At 71.9% G+C, this 14,334-nt stretch carries 2 protein-coding genes; both read right to left on the bottom strand.

Annotated elements, in window-relative coordinates:
* Window positions 1-92 precede the first annotated feature (92 nt).
* Window positions 93-9,782 carry a non-ribosomal peptide synthetase gene (locus OHS59_RS02765; protein ID WP_328491767.1) on the bottom strand — a complete coding sequence of 3,230 codons (9,690 nt, stop codon included), beginning with the start codon at window positions 9,780-9,782 and terminating at the stop codon, window positions 93-95.
* Entirely contained in the window at window positions 9,782-13,762 is a 3,981-nt protein-coding gene (locus tag OHS59_RS02760; RefSeq protein ID WP_328491766.1) for a non-ribosomal peptide synthetase, read from the bottom strand. The genes OHS59_RS02765 and OHS59_RS02760 overlap by 1 nt, the downstream gene beginning before the upstream one ends.
* Window positions 13,763-14,334: the final 572 nt, after the last annotated feature.

Raw genomic sequence — 14,334 nt, 5'->3', positions numbered from 1 at the left:
ATGTGAGGGGCGGACTGCGCGGAGTGGGCGGGGAGGGGGCGGGGAACGGTCCGTGACGGTGACGGCCTCGCGCTCCCGTTCACCGGTCGGCTTCACCGGTCGGCGTCGATCACGCGGGCGATGTCCTGGACGTGCCGTCCGGTGACGATGTCGTAGTGCGTGGCCTGTACGTGGTGCACGCGGGCGGGACGCGGGAGCAGCGCCGTCCACTCCTCGGCGGCTGTCGGCGCGGGCGGGGCGAGGGGCAGGCCGGCGGTGACCTCGGTGGCCAGCCACAGGGCGGTGGGCGTGCGGGTCAGCCGGGGTGCGGTGTGGTCGGTCATCGCGCAGATGTTGGCCCGGCAGCAGTGGGCGAGCCGCTCGGCGTAGGTCTGTCCTGTAGCTGTAGCTGTAGCTGTAGCTGTAGCTGTAGCTGTAGCTGTAGCTGTAGCTGTAACTGTGGACGGGGATGGCGATGGTGATTGGGCTGCTGACTGGTTCTTGTTGCCTCGCAGCTCGTGCTCGAAGACGGCGCGCAGGGCGTTCTCGTCCAGCTCGTGCGAACTGTCCGAACCATCTGAACCGTCCGAGCCAAGGCTGTCGGACAGCGGCGGGGTGTGCGGCGCGGGCGGGTCCAGGAGGTACAGCCGGTCCACCGGGCGGCCCGCAGCTTCGGCGGTCGCGGCCATGGAGTGGGCGACCAGCGCGCCGAACGACCAGCCCGCGAGCCTCAGCCGGGTCTTCGGTCCCGGAAAACGGGCGCGCAGCGCGGCCAGGTAGCGGTCGGCGCGCTCGGCGACCGACCACTGCGGCAGGTGGGGATCGTGCAGGGCGGGGTCGGGGACGAGGCAGACCGTGGTGTGCGCGTCCAGCGCGGAGACCAGCGGCCGGTAGGCCTGGATGTCGCCGCCGACCGGGTGGATCACGCACAGGACGTCCTGGTCGTCGCCGGTCTGCCAGGTCTCGATGGTCACCGGGTCGTCGGCGGGTTCCTCGGCCTGCGTGGGGCGGTCGATGTGCGCGAGGAGATCGTTGACGCTCACCTGGTGGCTGAGGCGGGAGAGTTCGATGTCGACCCCGTACTGCCGCTTCACCTCTGAGAGCAGGTCGAGCAGAGTGAGGGAGTCCGCGCCCAGGTCGTACAGGGACGCCGCCGGGTCCAGTGTCTCCGTGCCGAGCAACTCCCTTGCCGCCTCCACCAGTTCGGTGACGTCGGGGGACGCCGTCGTGACGCCGGACGGCTCCGCGGCGCCGACCGGTTCCCGGGTGGCCTGGGGCTGGGGATGGAGCGCGGGATCGGGCTCGTAGAAGTACCGGGAGGTCTCCAGCGGTGTGGTGGACACGAGCACGTGCGGCAACTGGAGTTCCACGGCGTCGGCGAAGACGCGCAGTCCCTCGGCTGTCGACAGTCCCGTCCGCAGATGTGCCTGATGGCGTGCGTCGGTCACGAGGGCGCCGCGAGCCATGCCGGCGTCCCGCCACACGTCCCAGCCGACGCTGAGCCGTACGGTCGCCGAGGACGCCTCGCCGGTGTGCTGGGCGAAGGCGTCGAGCACACCGTTCGCGGCCGCATAGTCGAACTGGCCGACTCCGCCGAAGAGGGCCGACAGGGAGGAGCAGTAGACGGCGTAGCGAGGTCGGTGGCGGGCGATCAGCCGCTCGGTGAGCAGGGCGGCGTTCAGTTTCGCCCGGCCGGCGTCGCGCATGGTCTCACTGTCGCGGCGGATCAGGAGGGCCCCGGACGCGCTGCCCAGGGCGTGCACGACACCGTGGAGGCGGCCGGTATGGGGTGCGAGGCGTTCCACGAGGCCGTCGACGGGTTCCTCGGCGAGGTCGGCCGCCACGAGGGTCACACGGTCGGACCACTGGGCGAGCGCGGCCGGCAGTTGGGGGTGGCGGGCGAGCAACACCACCCGCCCGTCGGTGTGTTCGAGCAGCCAGGTGGCGATGCCGGTTCCGATTCCACCGGTGCCACCGAGGACGAGGTGGGTGCCGTCCCCCTCCATGAGCCCGGCCGAGGCATGGGGGAGGGGGCGCGGTACGGGCCGGGCGACCGGCCGCCACCAGTAGCCCCGGCGCAGGGCGATACGGCGTTCCGGGGCGGTCGCCGTGGGCGGTTCGGCGAGGACGAGCGGCAGCAGAGAGGCCCAGTCGGACGGGTCGGCGTCCGGCAGGTCGATCCAGTGTGTGTCCAGGCCGAGTTCCTGACGCGGCACCTCCACCGCGGCGGCCAGCAGGCCCAGTTCGGGGCGTGATACATCGCCCGTCACGGGTTGCGCACCGTGGGACAGCCACCATACGCGCGGACGCGCGCCGGACGGCAGGCCCGCCACGGCCTGGCACAGAGCGGCCGTGTGGTCGAGGCAGACGCGTCGCGCGGCCTCCAACGACCTTTCGCCGACGGTGCCTTCGACGGTGAGAGGGAGCGCGTGGAGCCACTCGAATCCGTCGGGAGCGTCGTGACCGACGTCCTGGAGCAGACGGGTCAGCGAGGCGGGGTCGCCGGGATCGACCTCGTACCGGTCGGTGCCCGACCTGGCGTACGCGGTCCCGGTCGTCACGTGGACGACCCGGCTGTGCGCGGAGTGCAGGGCCTTCCAGTCGACCGGGGTCGAGGCCCCGTCGGTGACGACCACGACCGGGCGCCCGGACAGGGACCCCGTGTACGGGACGGCCCGTCGCATGCGAGTCCACTCGGTCTGATGCAGCCACTCGTCCTCCGGCATCCGCACCGGCACCCGTACCGATGGTGTGCCGGCGGCGGAGCCGACTGCCGTACCGCGCTCGGGCTGCCGGGCGGCGCGGGGAAAGTCGTGGTCGGTGAGGGCGAAGGCGGGCGGCGGGAAGTCCCAGGGAGGGGGAGCGGAGTGCGGACCCGGCAGCGGATCGCCGCCCGGACCGGCCGGCTCGCGCAGAGCCGACTCAGGCAGTGACTGCCCGGACACCGCCTGCTCGGACAGTGCCCTTTCCGGTTCCGGTGTGGCGCCCGCACCGGATGCGGCGGCCGTCGCACGCTCCGTCCCGTCCGCGACGGTGCGCAGCCATGCCACGGCCGTCCGGGCGTCCGGGCAGACGGCAGCGACCCGGTGCGTCCGTGTCGGCCGCCCGACCTGAAGATGGCGAAGGACCTGTGCGTAGCTCTGCGGGGCGGCGGTCAGGTGGTCGGCGACTCGACGGGCGTCCGTACGCAGGGCTTGCTCGCTGCTGCCGGACAGCACCAGGCGGCCGGTGTGGACGCTCCGATCCGTGTGCGACGGGGTCCGCGCCGGTGCGGTGCCCGCGTGGTGCTCCAGAATCAGGTGGGCGTTGGTGCCGCCGATGCCGAAACTGCTGACGGCGGCGACGCGCGGACCCGTCGTCGGCCAGGGCTGCGCGCTCGTCGGTATGCGGAAGGGCCCCAGATCGGCGCCGAACTCCGGATTGGGACGCCGGAAGTCGACGTTCGGCGGGATCACCCCGTGGTGGACGGCGAGTGCCGCGCGGACGAGGCCGACGATGCCCGCGGCGGCACCCAGATGACCGATCTGGCTCTTCACGGACGACAGGGCGCACGAGGCGGAGTCGGGCAGGTCGAGAGCCTGCCGCAGTGCGCCGACCTCCACGGGGTCGCCCAGGCGGGTGCCGGTGCCGTGCGCCTCGACGTATCCGATGTCGTTGCCCGTGCGGCCGCTGCGGCGCAGCGCGGTGCGGATGACCTCGCGCTGCCCGGACACGGAAGGCGCGCTGTAACCGAGCTTCGCCGCGCCGTCGTTGTTGAGGGCGGACCCGGTGATGACCGCGTAGACGGTGTCGCCGTCGCGCTCGGCGAGGCTCAACGGCTTGAGCACCACGACACCGACACCACTCGCCCCGACGGTCCCCGCGGCGTCGTCGCTGAAGGGCCGGCAGTGGCCGTCCGGCGAGAAGATGTGCTGCGGCCGGTAGGTGTACCCGTCCGTCAGCAGCGTGTCGACCAGCACTCCACCGGCGAGCATGACATCGGCCTCGCCCTGCCGCAGCAGTCCGGCAGCGATGTGCACCCCCACGAGGGAGCTGGCACAGGCCGCCTGGACGGTGAAGGCGGGTCCGGTCAGATTCAGGTGGTACGCCGCCTTGGTGGCGAGGAAGTCCTTGTCGTGGTGCAGGGCCAGACGGAAGCCGTCCGGGAGCGCGGCGGGGTCCGCCTCGCGCAGCATGGACTGGAAGTACGTGTTCTCGCCGCAGCCCGCTATCAGGCCGACGCGGCTGTCGGCGGGGTCGGCGATGCCCGCGTGGGCCAGCGCCTCGACACAGCTCATCAGCAGGTGCCGCTGCTGGGGGTCCATCAGCCGTGCTTCCTGCGGGCTGATGCCGAAGTGGTGGGGGTCGAAGGCCAGCAGGCCGTCCATCTGACTGCGGGCGCCCACGCGTCCCTCGGGCGCCGGGAAGTGCTCGATGCCGCGCTCTCCTGCCTCGACCATGCGCCAGAACGACGCCAGGTCCGGGGCGCCGGGCAGCCGTACGGCCATCCCGATGACGGCGATCGGTTCGTCCGGGCCGCTGTCCCGCCGGGCCGCGCCGCTGCTCCGCTCGGCCGGGGCATGTGCGGTGGCCGCCGCAACCGGGCCGGACGAGTCGAGGAACCGGCTCAGGCTGCGCACGGTCACGTGCTCGAAGAGGTCCGCGACCGTGAAGGAGAGACCCAGGTCGACACCGCAGCGCAACTGGAAGCGCATCAGATCCAGACTGCCGGCGCCCGCGTCGAAGAACCGCTGGTCCGGCAGCACCCTCTTGCCCGTGACCTCGGCGAACAGCTCGCACAACCGGGCTTCGCGTACGGACACGGCGGGTCCCGTGACCTCCGGACCCCGCAGCTCACGCCCCAGCTCGGGCCTCGGCTCGGACCTCAGCTCAGCCCCTCGTTCACGCGCGACTTCACGCCCGAGTTCACGCCCCTGTGCGGCGACCGCGCGGCGGTCGAGCTTGCCGCTCGGGGTGCGCGGCAGCGCCTCCACCCTGCGGAAGGTGCGAATGCGGGCGAAGGGCGGCAACTGCCCGGCGAGATGCGCGTTGAGGTCGTGCAGATCCGGGTCGTCACCACGGCACTGCAGCAGGGCGACGAGGGAATCGCCGTCGCGGGCCACCAAGGCGCCGATGACCGAAGGGTGACGCAGAAGGGCGGCCTCCAGGTGGCCCAGCTCCAGCCGGTGACCGCTGATCTTGACCTGGTCGTCGTCCCTGCCGTCGAAGTGCAGCAGCCCGTCGGCGTCGAAGTGCGCCAGGTCGCCGCTGCGGTAGAACGTTCCCTGACCGGGCAGCTCGGTGAACCTGGAACGGTTGAGCTCCTCGTTCCCGAGATAGCAGGGCGAGGCCATCCGGCCGCCGATCAGCAGTTGGCCGACAGCGCCCGGCGGGAGCGGTTCGTCGCCGCCGTCGACCACACGCAGGACCGCGTTGGCGACCGGGTGCCCGATGGCCGGGCGCGTGGGCCACAGCATCGGGTCGCCGTCGAGGCACAGGCCGCTGACGACATGGGTCTCCGTGGGCCCGTAGTGGTTGAACAGACGGGCGTCCGTCAGACCGGTGAACCAGCGGCGGATGGCGTCGGTGCACATGAGCTGCTCGCCGGCGGTGACCACCTCACGCAGCCGGGAGGGGAACCGCCCCAGGTGGACGGCGTGCTCGGCCAGCAGCTGCAGCGCCACGCAGGGCAGGAACAGCCGCTCGACGCCTTCCTGCTCCAGTTGGTCGAGCAGGGCCGGCAGATCCTGCCGCCACTCGGGGCGTACGAGGTGCAGGCGCCCGCCCGAGCACAGCGTGGTGAAGATTTCCTGGAAGGAGACGTCGAAGGACAGCATCGAGAACTGCTGGGTGACCGCGGCCTCGCCGAGACCGCCTGACTCGGTCTGCCAGTGCAGCAGGTTGCACAGAGTCAGGTCCGGCACGTCGACACCCTTGGGCGTGCCGGTCGAGCCCGAGGTGAACAGCGTGTAGAGCGACCGCAGTCCCGCGTGGGGAGCCGGTCGCTGCGCGTCGGGCGCGGCGGCGGACAGGTCGATCGGGTGCCGGGGCAGCTCCGGCGGCGCGATCGCGTCCACGTCCGCCGCCGCCCCGGCCGCGGTCAGGACGCACAACGGGGCGGCATCGCGCAGGACTCGGCGCAGCAGGGCGGGCGGGTAGGCGGGATCGAGTGGTACGACGGTGAGGTTGAGCTGAGCGGCGGCGAGGAGAGCCACCACGTGCTCCGCCGACGGCGTGAGGTGCAGCGCGACCCGGGCGGGCGCCCCGGGATCGGACGGCAACGGGTGCCGGGCCGCCAACTCGGCCGCCAACGCCCGTGCCTGGAGGTCCAGTTGCTCGTACGTGAAGGTGCGGCCGTCCGTGGTCAGGGCCGGTGCGTGCGGAGTTCGGCGCACCTGCTGGGCGAAGCCCTCGGCCACGGTGGTGAACGCGGGCGTGCTCCGCAGCCCTTGTCCAGGGTCGGGGAGCGTGCGGCGATAGGGCGCCACGAGGGCCGCAAGGGTGCGCTCGCTCCGGCCCTCGGCCCGGACCTCGTCCTGCCCCTTGAACCGGTCCTCGCCCCGCCCTTCGACCCGGTCCTCGCCTTGGACCTGGCTCCCGATCCCGTCCTCACCTCCGTCCTCGCCCCCGTCTTCGGCCTCCTCACCGGTGAGCAGATCGATCGCTCGCTCGAAGAGCTGATGTGCGGACTCCACCACCTCGGCGTCGAAGCGCCCGGCCTCGTACTCCCACAGGCAGTCGAAGCCGGAGTCCCGCTCGACGACGGAGAGCGTGAGCGCGCACTTGGTGTGGACGGGTTGCGGCCAGGCGGGGCGCACCCGGCATCCCGGCAGCGACAGCGCGCCGAAGTCCGTGTTCTCCAGGACGAACATGAAGTCGAAGAGCGGGCCGCCACCGAAGTCGTGGTCGGTCAGCACGTCGGCGAGCGTCACGTCCTGCCGGTCCAGGATCTGCTGGACCTCGGGGGCCTGCCGGCCGAGCTGCCGGCGCAGGCCGTCACCTGGCTGGAGCCGCAGCGGCAGCAGCACGGTGTTGGCGAACATGCCGACGGTGGAGGCGAATTCGCCGACCGGCCGGCCCGAGACGGGACTGGCGACGAGTGGCCGGGTCTGTCCCGTCACGCCGTACAGGCTCCAGGAGAAGGCGGCCAGGAGGAGCTGGAAACGGGTGAGCCCGAGTTCCGCCCCGAGGCGGTCGAGACGGGAGCGTCGTACGAGGTCGACGGACGCGGTGAGCAGCCGGGCCCCGTTGTCGGTGGTGCCCGCCGGGGCGGGCGGGGGTGAGGACGGACCCAGGGCCGCGTAGTGGCGGCGCAGTGCCGATCGCTGCTCGTCGTAGGAGGGTTCCAGGTGCCAACGCCGCTGCCACAGGGCGAAATCGGCCGGTGTGAGCCGTGGACCCTCCTCCTGACCGGCGTCGGCCGCTTGTGCGGTGAATCCGGCGAGGCCGCGGAAGAGGACGTTCAGGGACCAGCCGTCGACGGCGATGTGGTGCAGGTGGAGCAGGAGGACCGGACCCTCGGACGTGCGCAGCAGGCCTGCCCGCAGCATCCGCGCCGCGGCGAGGTCGAAGGGCGTGGCGAAGAACCGCCGCGCCGCCGGCTCCCAGCCCTCACCGTCGAGGATGTCGGTCGGCTCCCAGGGGTCGAAGGGGGCGCCGACCTCCTGGAGAAGACCCTCCACGGTGGACCGGAACGCGGTGCGCAGCGCGGGATGTTCGGCCACCAGGCGGGTGAGTGCGGCGCGCAGGGCGCCCTCGTCGACGGTTCCTTCGAGATGGAAGGCGAGCGGAACGTCGTACGCGCGGCTGTCCGGGTCGCTCCGGTCGAGGAGCCACAGGCGCTGCTGCTCGGACGTGGCCGGCGCGGATCGGTGTCCGCTCGGCTCGGGCACCGGCGGGTGGATCGGCGACGCCTGCCCTGCGCCGGAGGAGCCGGAGACGATGGCTTCGGTCAGGGCGGCGAAGTCCTGCCGCAGTACGAGTGTCTGCGGCACCTCCACGTTCCAGCGGCGCCGGATCAGAAAGCGTAGGCGAAGCGCTTTGAGGGAGTCGCCGCCGTTGGGGATCCAGTGGTCGTCGGGCCGCAGACCGGGCACCCCCAGGATGCTTCCGGCCATCTCCAGCACCTCGCGCTGCGCGTCGGTCACCTCGACGACCGCGTCCGACGCCGACGCCGACGCCGACGCCGAGTCCAAGGCCGGGGCCGGGGCCGGGGCACGGCGCCACGCCGGTGTCGCGGAGGCCAGCAGGGCGGCGTCGTCGACCTTGCCGTTGGCGTTGAGCGGCAAGGCGTCCACGAGGTGGGTGCGGTGCGGGCGCATGTACGAAGGCAGGGTGGCCGTCAGATGGCGTTCGTACTCGTCGTACGCGAGGTCGGCACCCAGCACCAGGTAGGCCAGGAGCTCATGGGCGCCGTCCACGTCGCGCAGGGTGCTGACGCGGGCCTGGCGGACGGCGGGGTGCGTGGTGAGCTGCTGCTCGACCTCGCCGGGCTCGATGCGGAAGCCGCGCACCTTCACCTGGCGGTCCGCCCGTCCGACGAAGGTGAGAAGTCCCGCGGTGTCACGACGGGCGAGGTCACCGGTGCGGTACCAGACGGCGCGGCCCGAGTCGTGCCACGGCAGCGTCACGAAGCGGTGTGCCGTCTCCTCGGGCAGGTTACGGTAGCCCGTCGCCAATCCGGCCCCGGACAGATACAGTTCACCGATCTCCTCCGCCTCCGTGGCACGTGAGCCGTCGGCGACCAGCAGAGCGTCGGTGGCGGGCAGGGGGCGGCCCACGGGAACGGTGTCGCCGTCGAAGTCACGGGGCACGGGGTGGTGCAGGGCGAAGGTCGAGGACTCGGTGGGCCCGTAGGCGTTGACCAGGCGCGTCGTGGTGTCGGGGTTGTCCAGGTACCAGCGTCTGATGCGGGTGGCGTTGAGCTGCTCGCCGCCGATCAGGACATGGCCGACGGAGTCGAAGCAGTGCGGCGCGCTGTCGGTGACGGCGTTGAACAGCGCCGCGGTGACGAACAGGGCGTCGATCCGCCGGGTCCGCAGAACCTCGGCGAGCAAGTGAGGGCTCTGGACCTGTTCGTCGCTCAGGACGACACAGGTCCCGCCGGTCAGCAGCGGTACCCAGACCTCGTAACTCAGGGCGTCGAAGGCCGGGTTGGAGAGGCTCGCGTACCGTGCGCCCGCGGTGGGGGAGAGGAAGCCGGGGTCGGCCAGACGCAGGATCCCGGCGTCCTTGACCTCGACGCCCTTGGGGCGGCCCGTGGTGCCCGAGGTGTAGAAGAGGAACGAAGTCGCCGCGTCCGTCGCGGGCGTGATCTCGCCGAGGGGCCCCATGCCCGAGTTCGTGTCCGTAACCGAGTTCGGATCCGAGTTCGGATCCGAGTTCGGGCTCGTGTCCGGGCGTGCGTCCTCTTCGAGTGGGGCGGCGAGGAGGTCGGCGGCGTCCAGCAGGAGGCCGGGGCCGTCGCCGAGCGCGGTCCCCGTGCCGTCGTGGACCAGGGCCACGGCGGCCGAGTCGTCGAGGATGTGGCGGCGGCGTTCGGCGGGGCTCTGTGCGTCGAGAGGGACCACGGTGGCTCCGGCGCGACGGATGCCGAGCATGACGCACACCAGCTGCCAGGACCGCGGCAGGCAGACCGCGACGGCCTGCCCGGCACGGATTCCGTGTGCCCGCAGACCTTGTGCCACGCGGAGGGAGGCGGCGTCGAGCGCCGCGTAGTCGAGGCTGTGATCACCGTCCAGCACGGCGAGGGCGTCGGGGGTCAGACGGGCACGGCCGAGGACGGCATCGGCCAGCAGCGGGCCGGACACGGGGGAGTCGGACATCACGCCTCCTCGGTGACGGCGGGGGCGGGCGCAGCGGAGAGCGCGGCGAGTTCGGCCGCGAGGACGGCGGACACCCGCGGCGAAGTGCCGCTCTCCAGCACCTCCCAGTGGTCGCAGTCCAGCGGTTCGACCCGGTAGCCGCCCTTCGCTCGGCGCCGCCAGAAGTCGCGTACCTCGGGCAGGGACGCCGGGTCGGTGGTGGTACCGCCCACGGCCTGGACCAGGACGAGGCGGGCCGCCGAAGACGCCGGCAGGTGGTCACCGGCCGTCATACGGTTGTGGTTGTAGATCCGGAAGTACTGCTCGATCTGCTCGTCGTCGATCCCCGGATACATGCCGTTGAACTTCACGAGCTTGTCCCGGAACTCGGCACGGTCCACCGGCTCGGTGGCAGCGGCGCGCACGGCGTCGTCCTCGGTGGCCTGGGTGTCCAGCAGCACGACACTCACATCGGTGCGGCCCGCGTCCGCCAGCCGGCGGCCCATCTCGTGCGCGACCAGTCCGCCGTAGGAGAGCCCGGTGAGGACGAGCGGGCCGTCGTCGAACGGTTCGATGAGCCGCAGATAGGCCTCGGCCATCGCCTCGACGCCGGGCAGGAACGCCTCGCCGGGATTGACCCCGGGGGACTGGATCCCGTACAGGCCGACGTCCGTGGGCAGTGTTCCGGCCAGGGGGAGGTAGCAGAACGCGGTGCCGCCCGCGGGGTGTACACACACGACGTTTCCGCCGGTGCCGCCCTGCCGGAACTCGATGAGGTTGCTCGGCGGTGTCCCCGAACGGCCCTGGCGGATGAGGCCGCCGAGCCCTTCGATCGTCGGGTGGAGCATGAGATCGCGGACGGGGAGCGTGGCGCCGAGTGATTCGCGGATGCCGTGGGCCATCTTGATGGCCGACAGACTGGTGCCCCCGATGTCGAAGAAGCTGTCCCGGATGCCGAAGTCGGGGCCGAGGAGAATGCCCCGCCATATCTGATGGAGCGTCAACTCTATGTGGTCGCGCGGACTGTGGGTGTTCACCTGGCCGGTGTCGGTCTCCGCCGCCTCGCGGAGCAGGGCCGCGCGGTCCAGTTTCCCGTTACGGCTCAGCGGCAGGACGGGCAGCTCGACGACGACCGCGGGGATCATGTAGTCCGGCAGCCGGTCCGCCAGGGCGGCGCGCCACTCGTGCGAGGGCCGGGCGGGCGCGTCGCCGACGGCCACCGCCGCCACCAGCCGGGGTTCGGGGCCGGTGTCCCGGTCGGCCACCACGGCCGCCTCGCGCACCCCCGGCCGGGCGAGCAACGCGGCCTCGATCTCGGCCGGTTCGATACGGAAGCCGCGCAGTTTCACCTGGTCGTCGACGCGCCCCACGTAGACGGCGTTGCCGTCGGGCAGCCGCTTGGCGAGGTCCCCCGTGCGGTAGACGCGTTCGCCGGGGAGGAACGGGTCGGGCAGGAACCGCTCGGTGGTCAGGTCGGGGCGGTGCAGGTAGCCGGCCGCGAGGCTCGCGCCGCCGAGGTACACCTCTCCGGCGACACCGACCGGGACCGGCTCCATCCGCTCGTCGAGGAGGTACATCCGGGTGCCGGCGAGGGGGCGTCCGATGGGGCACTGCCGGTCGAGCGGCTGCGGGTCGTAGTACGCCGTGCTGTACAGGGTGGCCTCGGTCGGCCCGTAGCCGAAGCAGACCTTGAGACCCGGCAGGTGCTCCCGCATGCGGTGCAGCGCGGCCTCCGGCAGGGACTCCACACCGGTCAGCAGCTGGCGCAGCGCGAGCCCGTCGAGCCGCTTGGCGGGCTCCTCGTCGATCCAGCGAATGTAGGAGGGCGGCAGGAACGCCTGCACGACGCGGTGCTGACGCATCCACCCCATCAGTTCCTCCGGGTCACCGCGCAACTCCTCCGGTACGAGATGGAGTTCGGCGCCCGTCGTCAGCGGCAGCAGCAACTCGTGGACGGAGGCGTCGAAGCCGACGCTCGACCACGCGGAGGTGGCCTCTCCCGGCGTCGAGCCCATCCGCGCCACCCAGTTGTCGAACAGGTTGAGGACACTGCGCTGGGTGACGGCCACGCCCTTGGGGCGGCCGGTCGAGCCGGACGTGTAGAGCACGTAGGCCACCCGCTCGTCGTCCGGGACCGGCACGGGCGGGACATCGTTGTCCGCCGACGCCTCGACCGTCGCCAGAAAGAGCCACGCGGCAGGCCTCTCGGAGCCGGGCAGATCGCTCAGCACCAGGGCGGGGGCCGCGTCCTCGACCATCGCGGCGAGCCGTGCGGGCGGCTGGGCCGGGTCGAGCGGCAGATACGCGGCCCCCGTCCTCAGGATGCCCAGGACGCCCACCACGAGCTCGACGGAACGCCCGGTGTGCAGTCCGACGACGGCGCCGGGGCCCACGCCCTGGTCGGCGAGCGCACGGGCGAGACGACCCGCCCGCCCGGCCAGGGTGGCGTAGTCGAGCCGCTCGTCGCCGCACACCAGGGCGGTCCGCGTGGGGCGGGCCGCGACCTGCTCGTCGAACCGGCCGATCAGTCCGCCCGTACGGGACGAGGCCTCGCCCGGGAGCGGTTCGCCGGTGGCGAGGTCGGTGAGCAGCAGCCGCCGTTCCTCGTCGTCCATCAGCCTCAGCGAGCCGACGGGCGCCTCGGGCCGGGCCACCATGTCGGTGAGCAGATGCCGCAGCTGACGCACGTACCGCCGCACGGTGTCCTCGTCGAACAGTGCCGACGCGTAGTCCACCTCGCCGACGACACGGCCCCCGGACTCGGTCAGCGCCAGCGCGAGGTCGAACTTCGCCGGAGCGTGCGGAATGTCGAGCGCGGTGACGTCCAGGCCGGTCAGTTCCAGCAGTCCGGACCGCTCGGGCACCCAGGCGCACATCGTCTGGAACAGCGGCGTGTGGGCGGCGCTGCGGACCGGGTTGACGAGTTCGACGATGCGCTCGAAGGGCACGTCCTGATGGTGGAGTGCGTCGCGCAGTACGCCTCGCACGTGCGCGAGGGCCTCGCCGGCCGTCGCCGTGCGGGAGAAGTCGGTCCGCAGGGGCAGGGTGTTGACGAAGAAGCCGATGATGTCCGACACGTCCTCGTGGCGCCGGTTCGCCGTGGGTGTACCCACGACCACGTCGGTACGGCCGCTGAGCCGGGACATCAACAGCGACCAGCCGGTGAGGACGGAGGCGAACAGCGAGCCGCCGTGCAGTCGGGCCAACGCCTTGAGGTTCGCCGTGAGTTCGGCGTCGAGGCTGAACTCCACCCGGCCGCCCCGCAGATCCTGCTGGGCGGGGCGCGGCCGGTCGGTGAGGGGGCCGGACAGCGGCGGGGCGTCGGCCAGTTGCCCGCGCCAGAAGTCGGCCTTCTCGGCGAGCTCGCCCGCCAGGACACTCTCCCGTTGGGCGCGGGCGTGGTCGGCGTACTGCCTCGGGAGCGGCGCCAGCGGTGAGGGCTCACCATGCAGAAAAGCCGAGTAGAGAACGCCGAGTTCGCGCAGCAGCACGGCCATGGACCAGCCGTCGAAAATGGTGTGATGGATCGTCAGCAGCAGGACGTGGTGGTCCTCGGCCAAGGCGATGAGACGGCCGCGGCAGAGGGGGCCGCGCGCCAGGTCGAACGGGGCCGAGGCTTCCTGGAGACGCAGGTCGAGGAGGCGGGCCGCGGAGTCCGGCAGCCCGGTGAGATCGTCCGCCGTGAGGGCGAACCCGGTCTCCGGCGGACCGATGTGCTGGTACACCTCGCCGTCGACGGCCACGAGCCTGGTGCGCAGTGCCTGCTGCCTGACGACGAGCGCGTCGAGGGCGCGCCGCAGGACGTCCGTGTCGAGGGGGCCGCGAAGGGTGTAGGCGACAGGTTCGTTGTACGCCTCGTTCCCGCCCGGGAGCTGGCCGAGGAACCACAGGCGCTGCTGGGCGGAGGAAGCCGGGGCGAGGGCGGTGGCGGCCGGGTGCCCCGTTTGGGGGAGGTCGGCGGGGTGCTGTCGGGGAGACGGAACGTGGGGGGTCTGATGCACGGACAAAACTGGTTCTTCCCGTCGTCAGGATTACTGGTTCCGAGAGTCACGCTGGGAGTTCGGCCACCCGTGCGGCGGGCCGCCGATGCTGCTCTACGTCCGGGTGCCGGGCGGAGCTGCGAAGTCGGGGCGGCCGGCGGGTCGGTGGTTCATGGGGGCGGCGGGCGAAGCGGCGGCGGGGCGCCCGGACCGGGAAGCCGATGCGTGGAGTCCGCGAGGTCCGGTGATGCGGCAATTCATTGCGACAACGTTGCCAGGTGATAACGGCGACGACTTCACGCCTTCGTTGTGCGGCATTCTGCCCACCAGCTTTCTGGCTCACGGCGTCCCACGGGTGCGGAGACGTCGTCCGACTGATGTACCGATTGGGAACACCTGGACGCACGGCGATAATTGATCAGTGGACCAGAGCCTGTCAACGGTCTCCGGGTGGGCGGAGCCGAACGCCCGAAAAGCTACCTAAGCAACCGGTTTTTCGGGAAGTGGAGGCGTTCGGAGCTGCAAAGATCGCCCCATATCGGGAGGTCTTCCAGGTGTGCTCCGCGTTCTGGCCGAGAAGTCGGCAACCGGCC

The organism is Streptomyces sp. NBC_00414, assembly GCF_036038375.1.
GTDB lineage: Bacteria > Actinomycetota > Actinomycetes > Streptomycetales > Streptomycetaceae > Streptomyces.
Note: the sequence above shows the minus strand (reverse complement) of the source record. Positions and strands in the feature narration are given on the sequence as shown.

Coding starts and splice junctions, on each gene's coding strand:
- OHS59_RS02765 (WP_328491767.1), bottom strand. CDS start 9,782: ATGTCCGACTCCCCCGTGTCCGGCCCGCTGCTGGCCGATGCCGTCCTC.